The organism is Nocardia cyriacigeorgica (assembly GCF_010858045.1).
Lineage (GTDB): Bacteria > Actinomycetota > Actinomycetes > Mycobacteriales > Mycobacteriaceae > Nocardia > Nocardia cyriacigeorgica_E.
Map to the genome: position 1 here is coordinate 40,143 of NZ_JAAGVC010000009.1, position 18,513 is coordinate 58,655.

Consider the following 18,513-nt stretch of genomic DNA (forward strand, 5'->3'; position numbering starts at 1 on the left):
CCCGGCGAGGTAGCAGCTCGCCGGGCCGCTGGCGTTCTAGGCGTAGGGATTGCTTGGGAGACGGCCCGGCGCGGGGACGGAATCACCCGCGCCGGGCGCCGATTCGGGGCGACGCGCATCGAGCAGTAGGGCCACCGACGCGGCCGACTCGGCGATCGCCAGCAGCGCGACGACGTACGTGCAGTCGTCGGCCGTAGCGGTCGGCGCGTCGTAGGCGGCTCGGAATGTGCGCGTGATGAGCCGGTCGAGCTGCGTCACGACGCCGTCGAGGTTGCTCGGTGCGCTCACAGCGCGGGCCCGGACATATGCGCGAACCACACGACGAACAGCGCGAAACCGGCCACGATGTACGCGAGGTCGAGCAGTAGGCCGACCGTGTTGCGGTCGAGAAATCTGGTGTTCACCGGCGCCTCCTGTGCCTTGGTTGGGTGGTGGGTGCGTGACCGATCGGGTTCGGGCGTGAGGGGGGCGCCCGGCGGTCCCCCCGATCGGTCACGCGCCCCGCGGCGGCATTCGGCGTGCCGCCGCGGGGAAGTCATGCGGCGGCGCGTTTGCGCGCCATGCGGGCGGCGCCACGCTTGGACAGCCCGGCCCGGTTGGCGGGCGCGGTGGTGCCGGATTCAGTGGTGCGCGCGGTGCGTTTGGCCAGCTGCTGCTCGGCCGCGACGCGCATGCGGTCGACGAGGTGGCACATGTCGCTACGGGTCATCCGCCACTCGCGACCAGACAGAACGGCCGTCAGCTCGCCCGAGACGATGCGGCGGTACAGCCAGTCGGGCGAGGGCGCGCCGGTCATCTCGCACACCTGCGCGAGGGAGAACGTCTCGAATTCGCCGGCGGTCATGTCAGCAACGCCTCGGGAATGAGCGAGCCGAGCGACCGGTCTGTGATCCGGGCGATGCTCAAGAGTTCGGCGACGTCAAACGTGGTTTTGCCTCTACCGCAAACCTTGCGGTGCAGCGTGGTTGCCGCGATACCGGTCATGTCGGCCGCTTGGCGGATGCTTAGCCCGGCATCGTCGAGCGCCTCCCCGACCGCCCGCCCCAGCGCTACGTTGACTTGTTCCATACGGAACACATTAGTAGGCAAACGGAACACATGGCAAGCATGCCGCTACACCCGTTTGGATCAGAAAGTGATCCGACCGGGTTGCGCATTACTTGACATAGAACAGATACTGCTCTGTATGAATGTTGAGCAGGCGAACGCGATCGTCGGCGCGAACCTGCGCGCATTGCGCGCCAAGAACGACTACAGCCGGGAGCAGCTACACGAGCTATCCGGCGTGCCGATCATGACAATCAGGAGGATCGAGAAAGGCGAGCGCGCCGCACAGATACCAACTCTGATGATGCTCTGCAAGGCACTCGGCACGAACCTCCGCGACTTCATGGACTCGGTACAGGACGAGCTAGATCAGGTCGCCGACGCGGAGCCGGGCGAGTGACGCAGCAACGACCAACTCGGAGGCGTCGAACGGCACGCGCCCACTGAGCCGTGCATGTAAAGCCTTGGGAGACAGGGCGAGCGCGCGCTCGACTTCTCCCCCATCGCGCTGCTGCAACCGGCGTCGCAACTCCTCTAACCCTGCCCTCTGCATCACACCTACTCCAGTGTCTATAACTCGCCCACCCTCAGCTGCCCCGGCCACCTTCGAACATACATTCGAACCAATTGAAACGGAAGAATGTCCGCGAAAATCTGGCAATCACCGTTGGTGGTAATCCGCCAACCCAGCTACGCAGAGCTCGGTCGAGCGACGGGGGCCGGAGGCAGGAGTATGCGGCATCGTGTACGCCTCACAATCAGCAATGATGCTGAAATGGTTTGGTAGTTCTTGGGACTGAGCCCCGATCATAGGGGCGTGCAAGCTTCAACCACAGGGGGTTTGGAGGTCTATCCTCCGTTTTATCCAGACCGTTACGTCCGTTTCCAGCTACCGGGCAGTAAGCACTTCAACGACAGCGAAAGCCCGTGGTGTATCAACGGGATACACCACGGGCCACGGAGGATTACCCCTCCACTATGCGGTCTTGCGCGGAAACCGATCATGCACTATATGCGCGGTCACGGCCCGCGCGATTTCGGCATCAGCAACCGCGGCAACCTGCGCTACCTGCTGATCGCAGTCCTCGCGCATGCGCGAAATCGCCTCGGCCGCTTCTTCGCGCGCCAGGTCGCGCAACGCGAGCGCGGCGTCGCGCTCACGCCGGGCCGCGTGCGCGTCACGCTCCGCACCATGCCGGGCCCGCTCGGCGTCGGCGATGAGCTGTCGTGCACGCTCGAGCTCGGCCGCGAGGTCGCCGGCGGTTGGCTCGACCTGCTCGGCGAGCTGCGCGTACCGACGGGCCGCACGTAGCCGGGTGACCGGATTATGCCCAGGATCAGCGCAATACACGCTCGGCCGCCCCGGCCCGGACCGCGGCGGCACCGGCGCTCCGCACAGCGTGTTGGGTCCGGTCGGAAACTGGCATTGACCTGCGAGGAATTTCATTTCATTGCAGCTGTCATGAAATGGATTGCCGGTCATGCTGCGGCCTCAGTCGGCTCGTCGGCCGGTTCGTCGACCTCGTGTAGTGCGATGTGCTCGACCGCGGCGTCGAGGTTGTCGAACAGCTGCGAGTGCACGATGCCGGCGGCGTCCATCCAGATGGCCTCGAATCCTTCGCCGGTCTTGTCGATCTCGCCGAGCAGCCCGGCCCGCGCCGCGCGCCGCCGGCGCGCCATCTCGAGGCCGACGACATTGCTACGCAACACCGGCAGCCGACCGCCAACGAGCTCGGCCGCGGCGACCGAGGCGCGGCTGTCGATGTGCCCGTACTTGCGGTCGGTGGTCGTGACGGACTCGTGCCCGGCATCGCGCGACACAACCCAAATCGGCACGCCATCTTGCAGACGCCACGAAATGCCGGTGTGGCGGGTGATATACGGCGTGAGCCACTTCGCCAGCAGCCCGACCACAGTGTCGCGGCCGAACCGGGCGAGCAGCTGCGCGGGCGTCTCGCCCTCCCAGCGCGCCATCCTGCCGAACAGGTTGCGGCCGGGCTCCTGCTCGTCGCCGAGGGCTTCCAGACGGCGCACCGCGGGCAGCCAAATCTGCTTGTAGAACCCGACCACCGTGAACGCTGTCCCGACGCCGGTCGGGAACAGCAGCTCGTTGGCGGGACGGTCGAGGTCGATCCGGGCGAGGGTTTCGAGCGGGACATGCACGGTGCGAGCGCCGCGCTCGGATTTCGGCGGGCCGAGAACGCGTTTCCCGTCGGCGTACTTCCATGCCTTGTCGATGGTGACGGCGCCGGTTGCGACGTCGACGTCGCCGACGGTGAGCGCGAATACCTCGCCGGGACGGCACATGGACATGACCATGAACTCGAACATGGGCCGGTACTTCGGCCACAGCAGCGCCTCGAACAGCTCGAATTCGGCCGGGGTGAAGAACTCCCGCCGACGGCCGTTGACCCGCGGTAGGCGAGTGTTCGCACACGGATTCGCCGGCACCAGCGGCTCGGGCCGGTGCCGTGCCGCGGCGGCCATCGCCTCGGACATGAATCCGTGCTTGTTGCGAATCGTCTTCGGCGCGTTGCCGGGACGCGCGCCGGGCTTGTGGCATACGTCGTGCTCGAGCCACAGCACCCAGGCGGCGTCGAGTTCCTCGGTGTAGGCCTTGAGCGGGGCGTGCTCGCCGAAGAATCCGACGACGTCGAGGTCGATGAATCGGTGATACCGCTTGCGGGTCGCCGGTTCGATGCCAGTGAGCCGGTCGACGTAGCGGCGCAGCCACGCGGCGATGGTGAGCTCGGCCTCAGCCTCGGCGGCGAGCTGCGCGGACAAGATGGCCTCGGCGCGGTCGGGGCCGAGGCGGTCGAGCAGGGCGGCCCAGCGGATTGCGGCGACCTCGTCGTCGAAGACTTGGGAGGTGGCGACCGTCTTGCCGTTGCGGACGATGGTGTAGCGCACTTGCCATGCCACCGTCCCGTCCTTGCGGGGACGCGGGCGGGGGGTGTGGGTGCGCTTGCGCTTGTTGGGTGCGGGCATCACGAAACCTCAGCGGGTCGGTGCCGAATCCCCTCAGATCACGGTGGACCGCTGTGCGCGGCCACTTTCGTGGACGCGACTCGTGGACACGAGCGGGACGGACGGCCGGAAATGCCATCTGACCTGCTGCGGAAGTTGTGGAGCCTAGGGGAATCGAACCCCTAACCCCTGCCTTGCAAAGGCAGTGCTCTGCCAATTGAGCTAAGGCCCCGGGTGGCTGCCCGAGCTGTCAGCGGGTGGTGACCTCGTGCCACAGGTCGGCGTCGTTGCGCTGGCGCAGTTTGGTTATTCCGATGAGAACCGCGACCACGACACCGAGTGTGAGGAGAATTTTCATGGTTCCCACCCTACTGTGATGTTCGGGAGTGGGCCTAGGAGGACTTGAACCTCCGACCTCTTCGTTATCAGCGAAGCGCTCTAACCGCCTGAGCTATAGGCCCGTGTGTTCGTTGTTGTGTTCAGCCGGGTACTGCACCGAACGCAACGACCGAGAACAGAGATTACCCGACGCGCCGACTACGACCAAAACGCCTGGTAGATGGGCTGAGGACGAGGGTGGGCCGAGCTTGCCCCGGCAACGATAACGGCCGGCACCGCGCCCGGCGGAGGGCGTCGGTACCGGCCGTCGGGTGGGGTTCTAGTCCGGGTCGGCCAGGGTCACCTGGATGCCGCCGACCAGATCGCAGCACTGGTTGTAGATGAACGTTCCGACGGTGGCCAGCGCGGTGAACAGCACCACGTTGATCAGCCCGATGACGCCGGCGTAGCCGAACACCGTGCCCGCATCGATCAGGCCGGTGGACGCGCCGCTGTCCTGCGACACCATTTCGGTGAAGGTGTCGTTGAGCCGCTCCCACACGCCCATGCCCTCGAGCACGATGTAGAGCAGCCCGACGGCGAGCATCCACACGAAGAACAGCGCCACGCTGATCACCAGGGTGATCTTCAGCGTCGACCAGGGGTCGATGCGACGGATCTGGACCGTGGCGCGCAACGGCTCACCGGCGACCGCCTGGGCGACCGCGACCGGCACCGCGGGCGAGACCGGGGTGGGGCCCGGCTTGGGCGCGGTGGGGTTCTCCGGGGGCAGCGGATGCCGGATCTCGGACAGATCCGGCATGTCCTTGGTGAGTTCGGGGCGGGAGATGCTGCGGGTCGGCCCGTCGAGGCCCACCGACTTCACCATCGCCGCTTCCTTGCGGGCCGCCTTGGCCGCGAGATCGGCCGTGGTCCTGGCATTGCCGACGCCCCCGCCGAGACCGCCACCACCACCGAGGCCGCCGCCTCCGGCGGGCGCCTGCCTTCCGGCCACCGGCGAATGCCCGGGCCGGGGCAGGTTGGACTGCGGCTCCCGCTGCGGCAGCGCCGACCAGCCGTCCTGGTACCGCGACTGACCGCCGCCGTTGCCGCTCGGCGCACCCGAATCGCCCTGCGGCGCTTGACCGGAACCGTTCATCCGGACGGTCTGATCGGAGGCGCTACCGCCCTCCTTCGGCGCCGATTCGGCGCTGTCGGAGCCGAAATCGCCCTGCTTGTCGTCATTTTCGCGCGAAGGTGCGGCGGGCCCGGCGCCGGCCTGCGGATTCGCGCCCGCCGGACCGCCATTGGACGGTTCGGACTCCGGTCGTTGGATCGGCCGGGGCGGAATCGGTGACGGTGCGACCCGTTCGGTCACGCCGTTCGTCTGCTGCCGCTCGTCATTCGGCTGATTCGGAGTGGTCAATGCAATCCTCAGATCCGTTCGTTGCCGCCGCTGTGTTTATTGCTCGGAAGAATCGCTGGTGTCGTCGTCGAGAGCCTCGGGCTCGTCGGCGTTGCGCGCGATCGCAAGCAAGGTATCGCCCTCGCCCAGGTTCATCAATCGCACGCCCTTGGTCTGGCGGCCTGCCTTGCGAACCTGCTTGGCTCCCGTGCGGATGACACCGCCCCCAGAGGTGATCGCGTACAGCTCATCGTCGTCGTCGACGATGAGCGCACCGACCAGCGTGCCACGCCGGGTGTCGTACTGGATGGTCAACACACCCTTACCACCGCGACCCTGTGCCGTGTACTCCTCGATAGCGGTGCGCTTGGCGTACCCGCCGGACGTCGCGACCAGCAGGTATGTGCCCTCACGCACGACGTTGAGGGAAAGCAGCTCGTCCTCGGCGTTGAACCGCATACCCTGCACACCGGAGGTGGCCCGGCCCATCGGACGCAGTGCCTCGTCGGTCGCCGCGAAGCGGATCGACTGCCCCTGCGCCGATACCAGCAGCAGGTCGTCGTCCGCCGAGCACAGCACGGCACCGACCAGTTCGTCGTTGTCGCGCAGGTTCACCGCGACGATGCCTCCGCTGCGGTTGGAGTCGAAATCCGACAGCCGCGACTTCTTCACGAGGCCATTCTTGGTGGCGAGCACCAGATACGGGGCGTCTTCGTAGGATTTGATCCGAATGATCTGGGCGATCTTCTCGTCCGGCTGGAACGCCAGCAGGTTCGCCACGTGCTGACCACGGGCGGTCCGGTTGGCTTCGGGCAGTTCGTAGGCCTTGGCCCGGTACACCCGGCCCTTGTTGGTGAAGAACAGCAGCCAATCGTGGGTCGAGGTGATGAAGAAGTGCTTGACCAGGTCGTCCTGCTTGAGACCCGCGCCCTGCACACCCTTGCCGCCGCGCTTCTGGCTGCGGTACAGGTCGGTCTTGGTGCGCTTGGCGTAGCCGGTCTCGGTGATGGTGACGACCACGTCCTCGCGGGCGATCAGATCCTCGTCGGCCACGTCGCCGTCGGCGGCGATGATCTTGGTGCGCCGTTCGTCGCCGTACTTCTCCACGATCTCGGCCAGCTCGTCGCGCACGATCGCGCGCTGCCGCTCCGGCTTGTCGAGAATGTCCTTGAGGTCGGCGATCTCGGCCTCGATCTTGGCCAGTTCGTCGACGATCTTCTGCCGCTCCAGCGCCGAGAGCCTGCGCAGCTGCATATCGAGGATGGCGGTGGCCTGGATCTCGTCGATGTCGAGCAGCTGCATCAGGCCGGTGCGCGCGGTATCGGTATTGGCCGAACGCCGGATCAGCGCGATGACCTCGTCGAGCGCGTCGAGCGCCTTGACCAGGCCGCGCAGGATGTGAGCGCGTTCCTCGGCCTTGCGCAGCAGGTAGCGGGTGCGCCGGACGATGACTTCCAACTGGTGCTCGACGTAGTACCGGATCATCTGATCCAGGCGCAGGGTGCGCGGCACACCGTCGACGATGGAGAGCATGTTGGCGCCGAAGCTGGTTTGCAGCTGGGTGTGCTTGTACAGGTTGTTCAGCACGACCTTGGCGACGGCGTCGCGCTTGACCGTCACCACGATCCGCATACCCGCGCGGTCGGAGGACTCGTCGTGGATATCGGAGATGCCGGCGATCTTGCCGTCCTTCACCTGCTCGGCGATCGAGTTGATGAAGTTGTCGGTGTTGACCTGGTACGGCAGCTCGGTGATGACGATGGTGGTGCGGCCGCGGGTGTCTTCCTCGATCTCCACCACGCCGCGCATGCGGATGGAACCGCGGCCGGTGGTGTAGGCGTCGTGAATGCCCTGCCCGCCGACGATCAGGCCCGCGGTCGGGAAGTCAGGGCCCTTGACGCGCTCCATGCAGGCGGCGAGGGTGGCCTCTTCGTCGGCGTCGTAGTTCTCCAGCGCCCAGTAGATGGCGTCGGCGAGCTCGTTGAGGTTGTGCGGCGGGATGTTGGTCGCCATGCCGACCGCGATGCCGTTGCTGCCGTTCATCAGCAGGTTCGGCACCCGGCTCGGCAGTACCACCGGCTCCTGCGAGCGGCCGTCGTAGTTCGGCGTGAAATCGACGGTCTCGTGGTCGATCTCGCGCAGCAGCTCCATCGCCAGCGGCGTCAGGCGGCATTCGGTGTATCGCATGGCGGCCGCGCCGTCGTTGCCCCGGGAACCGAAGTTGCCCTGGCCGTCGACCAGCGGATACCGCAGCGACCAGGGCTGGGCCATGCGCACGAGGGTGTCGTAGATGGAGGCGTCGCCGTGCGGATGGTAATTACCCATGGTCTCGGCGACCGGGCGGGCGGACTTCACGTAACCGCGATCGGGCCGGTAACCGTTGTCGTACATCGCGTAGAGCACGCGCCGGTGCACCGGCTTGAGGCCGTCGCGCACATCGGGCAGCGCGCGGCCGACGATCACGCTCATCGCGTAATCGATATAGCTGCTCTGCATTTCGTTCTGGATGTCGACCGGCTCGATGCGGTCGCCTGCGCCGCCGTTCGGCGGCAGGGTGGTCTCAGTCATGAATGGCTCTCCGTTGGAAGGCTCGGGGGCTGCGGCGGTTCCAGGCAGCGGTCAGGGGGTCGATTCCCCTGACCCTGCCGAACCGGCTACACGTCGAGGAAGCGGACGTCCTTGGCATTGCGGGTGATGAAGCTGCGGCGCGCTTCGACGTCCTCGCCCATCAGCACCGAGAACAGTTCGTCGGCCGCGGCGGCGTCGTCGAGGGTGACCTGACGCAGCACCCGGACCGCCGGATCCATCGTGGTCTCCCACAGTTCCTTGGCGTTCATCTCGCCCAGACCCTTGTAGCGCTGGACGCCGTCGTCCTTGTTGATCTTCTTGCCCGCGGCCAGACCTGCCTCGAGCAGACCGTCGCGCTCGCGGTCGGAGTAGGCGAACTCCGGATCGGCGCGCTGCCACTTGAGCTTGTACAGCGGCGGCTGGGCCAGGTAGACGTGCCCGTGCTCGATCAGCGGACGCATGAACCGGAACAGCAGCGTCAGCAGCAGGGTGGAGATGTGCTGGCCGTCGACGTCGGCGTCGGCCATCAGCACGATCTTGTGATAGCGCAGCTTGGAGATGTCGAACTCGTCGTGGATACCGGTGCCGAAGGCGGTGATGATCGCCTGGACCTCGTTGTTCTTGAGGACCTTGTCGATGCGCGCCTTCTCGACATTGATGATCTTGCCGCGCAACGGCAGGATCGCCTGGTACATCGAGTCGCGCCCGGACTTGGCCGAGCCGCCGGCGGAATCACCCTCGACGATGTAGATCTCGGACTTGCTCGGATCCTTGGACCGGCAGTCGGCCAGCTTGCCCGGCAACCCACCCAGATCGGTGGCGCTCTTGCGACGGACCAGCTCACGAGCCTTACGCGCGGCGACCCGGGCCTGCGCCGAGGACACGGCCTTGTTCACGATGGTCTTGGCATCGGCCGGATTGGCCTCGAACCAGTGCGCCAGGTGCTCGTTGCAGGTGCGCTGCACGAACGACTTGACCTCGGTATTGCCGAGCTTGGTCTTGGTCTGGCCCTCGAACTGCGGTTCGCCGACCTTCACGCTGACGATCGCGGCCAAGCCCTCGCGGATATCGTCACCGGTGAGGTTGCCGTCCTTGTCCTTGAGGAGCTTCTTCTCCTTCGCGTACCGGTTGACCACGGTGGTCAGCGCGGCGCGGAAGCCCTCTTCGTGGGTGCCGCCCTCGTGGGTGTTGATGGTGTTGGCGAAGGTGTGCACCGACTCCGAATAGCCCGAGTTCCACTGCATCGCGACCTCGAGCTCATGGCCGGTGCCCTTACCGGTGAACGCGACCACCGAGTTGTGGATGGGCTGCTTGGTGCGGTTGATGTGGCGCACGAAATCCTCGAGACCACCCGGGTAGTGGTAGGTGCGCGACTTGACCTTGTGCTCGGCCTGCGGCGCCTCGGCGTCGGCGTGCTTGGGCGCCTCGGCGGTCTCGCTGACCACCTCGTCGGTGACCTCGGCGTCGGAGACCCGCTCATCGGTGAGGGTGATGGTGAGGCCCTTGTTCAGGAACGCCATCTCCTGCAGGCGGCGGGCCACCGTCTCGAAGTTGAACGAGGTGGTCTCGAAGATGTTCGGGTCCGGCCAGAACCGGATGGTGGTGCCGGTGCGCTTGGTGGCCTCGCCCTGGATCAGCTTGCCGGGGGTGGCGTCCTTGTACTCCTGGGTCCAGTGGTAGCCGTCGTGATCGATCTCCGCCTCCAGCCGCGTGGACAGCGCGTTCACCACCGAGATGCCGACGCCGTGCAGACCACCGGATACGGCGTAGGAGTCGGAGTCGAACTTGCCGCCGGCGTGCAGCTGAGTCATGACCACCTCGATGGTGGGCACGCCCTGGGCATGCATTCCGGTGGGGATACCGCGGCCGTCGTCGATGACCTCGACGCCGCCGTCGGCGAGCAGCGTGACGTCGACGCGGGTGGCGTACCCGGCCATCGCCTCGTCGACGGAGTTGTCGACCACCTCCCAGATCAGGTGGTGCAGACCGCGCTCGCCGGTGGAGCCGATGTACATGCCTGGGCGTTTACGGACGGCTTCGAGCCCCTCGAGAACCGTGATGGAGGAGGCACCGTAGTCCTTGTTGCCCGCCTTACCCGAAGACGCCTTGGTCGAGCCCGATGCATTGGAGTCGTTGGCAGCCACTGGTCGGTAGCTCTCCTTACTTGCTGATCCCCGGCACAGCGTCGCCACAGCACACGGAGGGGCCGGATTCTGAGCTGGTCGAGATTCACGGTCCACCGCGCGGGCTGTGCGGAACGCGCCGAAGGTATCGCCGCTAGTTACGTCACCATCCTACTGGTACGCCCAAACTACAGTGCACCTACGACACCCCTGACGGCTACGAGAATGCGAGAAATCGGATCACGGTGGGTCCGATCCGCCGTCCGGCGGTTTCGATCCATCAGGGTTGGCGTGAGAGTTGTGTTGCGACTCGTCTCGTTCCGCGTCCGCCCGGATCGCTCCCGCCGGTCAGCTTTCGGTGCCGCGAGCCACGAATTCCGCGGTGAGCCGGGCCAGATCCGCCGGATGCGACAGCGGCGACCAGTGCCTGGCCGGAATCTGGCGCATCGTCAGGTCCCGCACCCAATTATCCGCTTCGAGATGCACCACCGGGCGCACCGCGCGATCGCCTGTCGCGACGATCACCTGGACCGGAACGTCGATCGGGCGCGGCCGCGGGTTGCCGAGCCTCGGCCGGATATTGGCGCGGTAGAGCTCGAGGCCGTTGATCATGTCGGCGCGCAGGGTGGGCGCGGGCCGCACCAGGGCGGGGTCGATGCCGTCGAAGAAGACAGAAATCGCGGCCAGCGACCGGACAAACCGCGCAATACCGGGTCGGGCAGTCCGGGGATCTGGAAAGCGACGGTATAAGCCGAGGCCACGCCCTGGGCGAGAGAATTGCGCAGCCGGGCGAGGGAGAAGGGCCCGCGCAGGTAGGCACCGAGGAAGTCGAGGTTGGGGCCGGAGACCGAGGTGAAGGAGGCGATCGCGCCGGCGGCATCGGGCATCGAGGCCAGTTCCCAGCCGATCACCGAACCCCAGTCATGACCGAGCACGTGCACGCGCTCACCGGGCGCCACGGCCTCGGCGACCGCGCGCACGTCGGCGGCCAGCTCTTCGATCCGGTAGGCGGCCACCTCGGCCGGGACGGTACTGGCTCCCGCTCCGCGATTGTCGAAGGCGATCACCCGGAATCGGTCGGCGAGCAGGGTGGCGACACCGTTCCACAGGGTGTGCGTATCCGGCCAGCCGTGCACCAGGATGATCGCGGGCCCGTCGGTGTTTCCGCATTCGAAGACGGCGAGTTCGATATCGCCGCGCCGGACCGTGCGGGTCGGCAACGTGGGAAACGGCTCGGTAACGACGGTCATCGGTGACAACTTTCGACGAGTGGCGCGGGCCGGCGGCCCGGATCGCCGCGCTGTTCCACGTGAAACCGCAGTTCGCGGCGCCAGCACGACCCGGGACCGGCAATTCGGATCAATGTAACACCGGGTACCACACAAAGGAACGGCTCAGCCGTAGGTATCGCGAGGTCCGCGGCCCTTGATATGGCGTTCCCCCTTGCGCCAGCTCGGTGCGGCCGGACCGGAAATCTTCACCGACGTCACCACGCCCTGCCCGACGGCGGCATTGATCTTGGCCAGGATCTGCGACTGCAACATGCGCAACTGAGTGGCCCACGCGGTGGATTCGGCCGCGATGCTCAGCACCCCGTTCTCCAGCTTGACCGGCGTCGCATGGCTGGCGATGTCCTCACCGACCACACCGGACCATCGGCCGAACACCATGCCCTCGGCCACCTTCGTCGACCAGCCTCGACTCTTGGCGATCGAGCCGGCCAGCTTGGACAGCATCTGTGGATCACGGTCGTCCGGCCGAGGACCGGACCATCCACTGCGGCGGCGGGCACCGGTCCGCAGGCTCCGCCGCGGGGAAGAACGACCCTGGCCCACCGATTTGCCGCTGGCCTTGGCGGCAGCGCGGGCCTCTTCGAGGGCTCGGCGAGCCAGGTCGATCCCGCGCAATTCCGGTTCCGCGTCCGGGCTCCGGCCGCCCGGCGGTTCGGCTCGATCGGTCATCGCCGCTCCGTTCGATTCGTCGAGTTGTCCCCAGCTCTGGCGAGTTGTCCCCAGGCTCCGACACGCTGTGTGTACCAGTACGTTCCGAGGCGGCCGGGTACCGCGACCTGCCGCCTCCGACCGGCATACCAGCAGGTAGAAGGCCATTTCCGAGTCCAATGCGGCCGTTGCCCGGCGGTCGCTGTCGAGCTGCGGCCCCTCGCCGAGCTCTCCGGCGATACCGAGTTATCCACAGGCTGTTGACAACGCGGGATCGATGCCCGTGACCAGGCAGGCAGCGCTGGACGCACGGGAGAACTGTACGGCAGCGCCTCCCCGCGCACCGGGACGACGAGCGGTTCCGGACGCATCGATCAGCCTGCGGCCGAGGAGTCGACGCTGCGGACGATCCGGGAGGTGCGGCGCTCGGCATCGCCGGAAGTCTCCACCCGCAGCGTCGCTGCCGACAGCTCCGCCGGGACGTCCTCGGCCACCGCCGCGGTGATCAGCACCTGTTCGGCGCCGGCCGCCACCGCGGCGAGGGCGGTGCGCCTGCGCCTGTCGAGCTCGGCGAAGACGTCGTCGAGCAGCAGCACCGGGTCGGTACCGCCCGCGCGCAACAGCTCGAACGAGGCGAGCCGAAGGGCCAGCGCGTACGACCAGGACTCGCCGTGGCTGGCGAAACCTTTGGCCGGCGCGTCGCCGAGCATGAGCTCGAGATCGTCGCGATGCGGGCCCACCAGGCAGACCCCTCGCTCCAGTTCACGGGGGCGAGCCGCGGCGAGTTCGCGCAGCAGGATCGCCTCCAGTGCGGCGGCGTCGCCCGGCTCGGGTGCCCGCGCGGGATCGAGCAATTCCACCGGTAGTGCGGCGCTGCGGTAGCCGATGGCCGCGGGCCGCGATTCCGGGGCGATGGCGGCGTACGAGGCCGCCAGATGCGGCGACAGCTCATGGACCAGCCGTAATCGCTCGGCCAGCAGCACCGAGGCGTGCGCGGCCAGATGACCGTCCCACACGTCGAGGGTGCTCAGATCGGCACGGGAGCGGGCTTGCCTGCCCGCGCTCTTCAACAGCGCCGACCGCTGCCGCAGCACCCGGTCGTAATCGGCCCGCACCGCCGCCAACCGCGGCAGTCTGGCTGTGCACAACTCGTCGAGGAACCGGCGCCGCTCCCCCGGATCGCCCCGCACCAGTGCCAGATCCTCCGGCGCGAACAACACCGTGTGCAGGATCCCGAGAATCTCACGCGGCCTGCGCACCGGCGACCGGTTGATCTGCGCGCGGTTGGCCGAACCCTGATTGAGTTCGACGTCGATGCGCAGCTCACGACCGGTGTTGACCACCGTCGCGCCGATCCTGGCCCGCTCGGTGCCCATCCGCAGCAATGGTGCCTCGGCGGCGACCCGATGGGAGCCGAGGGTGGACAGATAGCCGACGGCCTCGAGCAGATTGGTCTTGCCGTTGCCGTTGGCCCCCAGGAAAACCGTTCCGCCTGTGGATAACTCGATCTCCGCGTGCTCCCAGGACCGGAAGTCACGCACCGTCAGCGCTCGGATGAACATGCGCTCAGCTCGCCGAACGAGATGTCACAGTTGTATCCACAACTGTGGACAACTTTTCTTGTGCCACATCGGTTTCCGGTTCGGTGAGGATGTGCCGCACCGAAACGTCGTACCGCACTGCCGGTTTCGGATCCTGCTCGCACCCGACGGTCACACCCGGCCTCAGCCCGGGAGCCGGACCGGCATCAGCAGGTAGATGTAGGCGCTGTCCAGGGCCGCGAAGGAACCGGAATCCAACGGCTGCGGCTCTTCCTCGGAGGCAGGCAGCAGCACCGCGGGACGGCTCGGGGTGGTGAAGCCGAAGGTGACCCGATCCGAATGCAGCGCGGACAGCCCGTCGATGAGGTAACCGGGATTGAAGGCGATGGTCAGCGGCTCGCCGCGGAAATCGGCCTCCAGCCACTCCTCCGCGCGGCCCGCGTCGTCACCGCCGGCCGACAGCAACAGGCCCTCACCGGAGAACTCCAGCCGCACCTGGGCGCCGCGCTCGGCCACCAGGGCCACGCGCTTGATCGCATCGGTGAGAGTGGCGACCGGCAGCGTCGCGATGGAGGTGTGCTCCTTGGGGAGCAACTGACGGAACTTGGGGAATTCCGCGTCCAGCAGGCGGGTGGTGGTGCGCCGGCCCGCGTTGACGATGCCGAGCAGGCCGTCGGCCCCGGCACCGGTACCGAGCGACAGCTGCACCGGCGCGTCGGTGGCGCCGAGTGTCTTCGCCGACTCCGACAGGGTGCGGGCGGGGATGAGCACCGCGGTCTCGATGTCGGGCCGTGCGGGCTGCCATTCGATGTGGCGCACCGCCAGCCGGAAGCGGTCGGTGGCCGCGAGGACCACATGCGGGCCCTCGATCTCGACGCGGATGCCGGTGAGCATCGGCAGCGTGTCGTCGCGGCCTGCGGCGACGGCCACCTGACCGACCGCCTCGGCGAAGACGTCGGCATTGAGTTCACCGCTCTGCTGCGGCACCTCGGGAAGCTGTGGATAGTCCTCGACCGGCATGGTGGGCAGGGAGAACTTGGCGCTGCCGCAGCTGATCAGCACGCGGGTGCCGTCGACGGAGACATCCACCGGCTTGTTGGACAGCGCCTTGGTGATATCGGCGAGCAACCGCCCGGAGACGAGCACCTGGCCGGGACCTGCGACCTCGGCCGCGACCCGCATCTGCGCGGAGACCTCGTAGTCGAAGCCGGAAACCGTGAGCCCGTCTTCGTCGGCTACCAGCAGCACACCACCGAGCACCGGCACCGGGGGCCGGGACGGAAGGCTGCGTGCCACCCAGGCGACCGATTCCGCGAAATCCTCACGGGCGACCCGAAACTTCATGCTCGAAAGCTCCATCGCCCGATCTGTCCTCTCCCGGTTCCGTGGTCTAGCAGTGATCGAACGGTGTCGTCCGACCCCTGACGGCTGGTCAGCGTTGGTTCTCGAAAGACGTGCTGTCGCGGCCGCCTTCGAAAGTGTGGCACAGACGACCGACAACCAAACGGTACCGCGTGCGACCCGGCACCCGGGTCCGACCCTCCGGTCCCGTCCCGCTCGCTCGCGGCTCCGGCTCGGCTATCGGTGATCGGGCTCGGTTCCTCCGCGATCCCGTTCGCGCGGTGCGCCCGTCTCTTCCTTGCCTGTTGTCCGGGACCCCATCGCCGAGCCGAGCCTGCCCAACCGACTTTCCACACAGCCTGTTTTCAAGAGAGATCTATTTGAAGAAGAACCGAAGTAGTAATAGGCCCTGTGGATTCTGGGGAAATCGCCCGTCTGCGCAGGTCACAGGGCGTGGTGGCATGGGGATGAGCGTGGAGTGTCTCGAGGATGAACGTGGGGCATCTGTGGAGGCACGGAATCTGTCCCACGTTCATCCACCGCTGATCCTCGAGTTGTTCCACCGGATTCACCCGGTTGTTCACACATGTGCACCACAGCGTGGACAACCGGTGGAATCCTCGAGGACTCCACACGGTTTCCTCGAGGATTCCACAGGCACAACTTCGGACATCGCCCGCTCAGCGCCTGTGCACGCACCACCCTGTGGACGCTGTGGACAACTGCCTGTGCGTAGATCCGCGACGCCCGTCCCGGCTGCCTGTGGGTAAAACGGTGCACAAACGGTGGATTCCTCGAGGACTCCACAGGAATTCCTCGAGGAATCCACAGCCCTCGGGCATGCGTCAACCCAGGTCAGGGACTTTCACAGGGTGTGTACGGCGATCAGCGCGAACGCTGTTTGATGCGGGCTGTGAGTTCTTGGACCTGGTCGTAGACCCGGCGCCGTTCAGTCATCTCCTTGCGGACCTTCTTCTCCGCGTACATGACCGTGGTGTGATCGCGGCCGAACGCCTGCCCGATCTTCGGCAACGACAGGTCGGTGAGCTCACGGCACAGATACATCGCGATCTGGCGCGCCTGCGCGAGCGGGCGGGCCTTACCGGGGCCGGTCAGCTCCTCGAGCGTGGTGTTGAAGTACTCCGCGGTGACGGCCATGATCGTGGCCGCGGTGATCTCCAGCGCGGCGGTGTCGGGCATCAGATCCCGCAGCACCACCTCGGCCAGTGGCAGATCCAGCGGTTGACCGTTGAGCGAGGCGAAGGCCGTCACCCGGATCAGCGCGCCCTCGAGCTCACGGATATTGCGCTCGACCCGGCTGGCGATGAGTTCGAGCACGTCATGCGGCACATCGAGCCGGTCCATCCTGGCCTTCTTGCGCAGGATCGCGATCCGGGTCTCCAGCTCCGGCGGCTGCACATCGGTGATCAGGCCCCACTCGAACCGGGTCCGCAGCCGTTCTTCCAGCGTGGCGAGCTGCTTGGGCGGGCGATCCGAGGACACCACGATCTGCTTGTTGGCGTTGTGCAGGGTGTTGAAGGTGTGGAAGAACTCCTCCTGGATACCTTCCTTGCCCTCGATGAACTGGATGTCGTCGACCAACAGGATGTCGGTCTCGCGGTAGCGGCGCTTGAACGCCACCTTGCGGTCGTCGCGCAGGCTGTTGATGAAGTCGTTGGTGAATTCCTCGGTGGAGACGTACTTGACCCGCATCCCGGGGAACAGCCGCTGGGCGTAGTGCCCGGCCGCGTGCAGCAGATGGGTCTTGCCGAGGCCGGAGGCACCCCAGACGAACAGCGGGTTGTAGGCGCGCGCCGGCGCCTCGGCGATGGCGACCGCCGCGGCGTGCGCGAAACGGTTGGACGCGCCGATGACGAAGGTCTCGAAGGTGTACTTGGCGTTCAGGCTCGCCGAGGAGGACTGCGGCGCCTGCGACTCCTGCGATTTGGCGAAGTAGGTGGGCCAGGAATCGCGCACATTGACCACGGGTTCGTCGTCGTGATCGGGGCGCGTCCCGTCACCGGCGGGCTCGCGCACCGAATCGCGCAGCGGCTCCCGAGCGGAATCGGGTCCGGCCTCGCGGATCGTCTCACGCGCGGCGGCGGGCGCGGTTTCCTCGGTGGGGCCGGGCTCGCGGGCCTGGATCGGGGCCCGGGGCGCGGGCTCGGGCGTGAACAGGGACTCTTGTCCCGGCGGCACCGACTCGCGGCGCGGTGTGGCCGGGTCGCGGCGCGGCGCCGGAGCATTGTCGGCGCGGCCCTCGGCCTCGCGTTCGGCCTCGGATGCCGGGTAGTCGCCGCGCGGGTTGTACTCGCCCTCGCGATAGTCGGGCGCGGGACGGTAATCCTGCTCGGACCGGCGTTCGCTGGACTCGGCGAATTCCGGTCCGCGGGCGAACTCGGGCCTGCCGTAGCTGTCGCGACCATCGCGCTGGTCGAAGTTGTCACGCTGCTCGTAGCTATCGTCGGCGCCGTAGCCGCCGCCCTCGGCGAATCCGTCGGCACGGGCGTAGCTATCGGAGCGGTCGAAATCCTGACCCTGTGGATAATCCTGGCCCGGCGGGTAGCTGCGTCCGCCCGCGTAGTCGGCGCTCGGATAGTCGGGGGCGTACTCGTTGCCCGCGGCGTAGCGCGGCGGACTGAACTCGCCGCGGCCCGCGGACTCCGCGCCCGGGTACTCGGGCCTGCGGACCGGCTCACGCGGGCGTTCCGGCCTGCTGGTCATCCTGGCGTGCCGGGGCGGGGCGCTCGGACGTTCGGCTCCCGGTGTGGTCGGCGCGGCGATACGCACTCCGAGACCCTCCACCTGCGGACCGAGCCTGCGGGCGAGCGAACGCAGGATCGGCTCGCGCAGATCACGCTCGATCGCCTCCTGGGCGAGCGACGACGGCACCGAGAGCAGCGCGAATCCCTGCGCGACGGTCAGCGGCTTGACGAGCTTCAACCACGCCTGCTGTGCGCGCGAGACCGACGGGATGGCACCATCGGGAGAGCCGGTGGTGAGTTCGGCCACCACCTCCGGCCAGACGGTGGCCAACACGTTCTGCTCGTCGTCCATGCAGTGTCCTCCCCGGAAATTGGTCGATGGGAGCAGACGGCCGGGGTACGCAAGACGTCTACCGTGGTGGTTCGATCCGATCCCGCGCAGATCCGTGACCGGTTCGCCACGCATCCCGCGTTCGCGGATTCCGGATGGCGGCGCGGCACCGTCGGCTTAACGAATATGCCACTCACGGGGTCTTTCCACACAATTATCCACAGATG

14 protein-coding genes, 2 tRNA genes and 1 pseudogene are annotated in these 18,513 nt (G+C 67.1%); 2 read left to right on the top strand and 15 right to left on the bottom strand.

The window, feature by feature from the left end:
- Positions 1 to 36 precede the first annotated feature (36 nt).
- From GV790_RS11390 to GV790_RS11400, 3 genes are all read right to left on the bottom strand, one after another.
- A complete protein-coding gene (locus GV790_RS11390) occupies positions 37 to 288 on the bottom strand; it encodes a hypothetical protein (RefSeq protein ID WP_163813333.1) in 252 nt (83 codons plus the stop codon).
- Positions 289 to 535: 247 nt separating this feature from the next.
- Positions 536 to 844, bottom strand: a complete 309-nt coding sequence (locus GV790_RS11395) for a helix-turn-helix domain-containing protein (protein WP_163813334.1) — start codon at positions 842 to 844, stop codon at positions 536 to 538.
- On the bottom strand, positions 841 to 1,068 hold the full coding sequence (locus GV790_RS11400; protein WP_163813335.1) for a helix-turn-helix domain-containing protein: 228 nt from the start codon (positions 1,066 to 1,068) through the stop codon (positions 841 to 843). Before GV790_RS11400 ends, GV790_RS11395 begins: the two co-directional genes overlap by 4 nt.
- Before the next feature lie 118 nt (positions 1,069 to 1,186).
- Here GV790_RS11400 and GV790_RS11405 point away from each other — a divergent pair, with 118 nt between their 5' ends.
- Both GV790_RS11405 and GV790_RS11410 read left to right on the top strand, forming a co-directional pair.
- The gene (locus GV790_RS11405) at positions 1,187 to 1,447 is read left to right on the top strand and encodes a helix-turn-helix domain-containing protein (RefSeq protein ID WP_163813336.1); all 261 of its coding nucleotides are present in this window, start codon (positions 1,187 to 1,189) and stop codon (positions 1,445 to 1,447) included.
- A 612-nt stretch (positions 1,448 to 2,059) separates the two neighbouring features.
- Positions 2,060 to 2,359: a hypothetical protein gene (locus tag GV790_RS11410; RefSeq protein ID WP_163813337.1), complete on the top strand. Its 300-nt coding sequence runs from the start codon at positions 2,060 to 2,062 to the stop codon at positions 2,357 to 2,359.
- A 167-nt stretch (positions 2,360 to 2,526) separates the two neighbouring features.
- Here GV790_RS11410 and GV790_RS11415 read toward each other — a convergent pair whose 3' ends face one another.
- The 12 genes and pseudogenes from GV790_RS11415 to dnaA all read right to left on the bottom strand — a co-directional run bounded on the left by GV790_RS11415 (position 2,527) and on the right by dnaA (position 18,307).
- Complete coding sequence (locus tag GV790_RS11415) at positions 2,527 to 4,035, bottom strand: tyrosine-type recombinase/integrase (protein WP_163813338.1); 1,509 nt, start codon at positions 4,033 to 4,035, stop codon at positions 2,527 to 2,529.
- A 138-nt stretch (positions 4,036 to 4,173) separates the two neighbouring features.
- A tRNA-Ala gene (locus GV790_RS11420) sits at positions 4,174 to 4,246 on the bottom strand.
- A gap of 18 nt (positions 4,247 to 4,264) precedes the next feature.
- Entirely contained in the window at positions 4,265 to 4,372 is a 108-nt protein-coding gene (locus GV790_RS30735; protein ID WP_014348311.1) for a DLW-39 family protein, read from the bottom strand.
- A 29-nt stretch (positions 4,373 to 4,401) separates the two neighbouring features.
- Positions 4,402 to 4,475: transfer RNA gene (locus GV790_RS11425), tRNA-Ile, on the bottom strand.
- Between the two features lie 197 nt (positions 4,476 to 4,672).
- Positions 4,673 to 5,758 (bottom strand): DUF3566 domain-containing protein, encoded by a 1,086-nt coding sequence (locus GV790_RS11430; protein ID WP_163813339.1) that lies wholly within the window; start codon positions 5,756 to 5,758, stop codon positions 4,673 to 4,675.
- Positions 5,759 to 5,794: 36 nt separating this feature from the next.
- Positions 5,795 to 8,305, bottom strand: a complete 2,511-nt coding sequence (gene gyrA, locus GV790_RS11435; RefSeq protein WP_163813340.1) for a DNA gyrase subunit A — start codon at positions 8,303 to 8,305, stop codon at positions 5,795 to 5,797.
- Positions 8,306 to 8,391: 86 nt separating this feature from the next.
- Positions 8,392 to 10,449 (bottom strand): DNA topoisomerase (ATP-hydrolyzing) subunit B, encoded by a 2,058-nt coding sequence (gene gyrB / locus GV790_RS11440; protein WP_163813341.1) that lies wholly within the window; start codon positions 10,447 to 10,449, stop codon positions 8,392 to 8,394.
- Between the two features lie 327 nt (positions 10,450 to 10,776).
- A pseudogene (locus GV790_RS11445) lies at positions 10,777 to 11,678 on the bottom strand (alpha/beta fold hydrolase).
- Between the two features lie 144 nt (positions 11,679 to 11,822).
- Positions 11,823 to 12,389, bottom strand: coding sequence for a DUF721 family protein (locus GV790_RS11450; protein ID WP_163813342.1), 567 nt, complete (start codon positions 12,387 to 12,389; stop codon positions 11,823 to 11,825).
- A 353-nt stretch (positions 12,390 to 12,742) separates the two neighbouring features.
- A complete protein-coding gene (recF, locus tag GV790_RS11455) occupies positions 12,743 to 13,930 on the bottom strand; it encodes a DNA replication/repair protein RecF (RefSeq protein ID WP_163813343.1) in 1,188 nt (395 codons plus the stop codon).
- Between the two features lie 162 nt (positions 13,931 to 14,092).
- Positions 14,093 to 15,268, bottom strand: coding sequence for a DNA polymerase III subunit beta (gene dnaN / locus GV790_RS11460; protein ID WP_163813344.1), 1,176 nt, complete (start codon positions 15,266 to 15,268; stop codon positions 14,093 to 14,095).
- Positions 15,269 to 16,135: 867 nt separating this feature from the next.
- Positions 16,136 to 18,307, bottom strand: a complete 2,172-nt coding sequence (dnaA, locus tag GV790_RS11465; protein WP_163813345.1) for a chromosomal replication initiator protein DnaA — start codon at positions 18,305 to 18,307, stop codon at positions 16,136 to 16,138.
- Between the last annotated feature and the right edge of the window lie 206 nt (positions 18,308 to 18,513).

What these genes read in the sequence shown, in the direction of transcription:
- GV790_RS11395 (WP_163813334.1), bottom strand. Translation starts at nt 844, where the DNA reads ATGACCGCCGGCGAATTCGAGACGTTCTCCCTCGCGCAGGTGTGCGAG.
- GV790_RS11400 (WP_163813335.1), bottom strand. Translation starts at nt 1,068, where the DNA reads ATGGAACAAGTCAACGTAGCGCTGGGGCGGGCGGTCGGGGAGGCGCTC.
- GV790_RS11405 (WP_163813336.1), top strand. Translation starts at nt 1,187, where the DNA reads ATGAATGTTGAGCAGGCGAACGCGATCGTCGGCGCGAACCTGCGCGCA.
- GV790_RS11410 (WP_163813337.1), top strand. Translation starts at nt 2,060, where the DNA reads ATGCGCGGTCACGGCCCGCGCGATTTCGGCATCAGCAACCGCGGCAAC.
- GV790_RS11415 (WP_163813338.1), bottom strand. Translation starts at nt 4,035, where the DNA reads ATGCCCGCACCCAACAAGCGCAAGCGCACCCACACCCCCCGCCCGCGT.
- GV790_RS30735 (WP_014348311.1), bottom strand. Translation starts at nt 4,372, where the DNA reads ATGAAAATTCTCCTCACACTCGGTGTCGTGGTCGCGGTTCTCATCGGA.
- gyrA (WP_163813340.1), bottom strand. Translation starts at nt 8,305, where the DNA reads ATGACTGAGACCACCCTGCCGCCGAACGGCGGCGCAGGCGACCGCATC.
- GV790_RS11450 (WP_163813342.1), bottom strand. Translation starts at nt 12,389, where the DNA reads ATGACCGATCGAGCCGAACCGCCGGGCGGCCGGAGCCCGGACGCGGAA.
- recF (WP_163813343.1), bottom strand. Translation starts at nt 13,930, where the DNA reads ATGTTCATCCGAGCGCTGACGGTGCGTGACTTCCGGTCCTGGGAGCAC.
- dnaN (WP_163813344.1), bottom strand. Translation starts at nt 15,268, where the DNA reads ATGGAGCTTTCGAGCATGAAGTTTCGGGTCGCCCGTGAGGATTTCGCG.
- dnaA (WP_163813345.1), bottom strand. Translation starts at nt 18,307, where the DNA reads ATGGACGACGAGCAGAACGTGTTGGCCACCGTCTGGCCGGAGGTGGTG.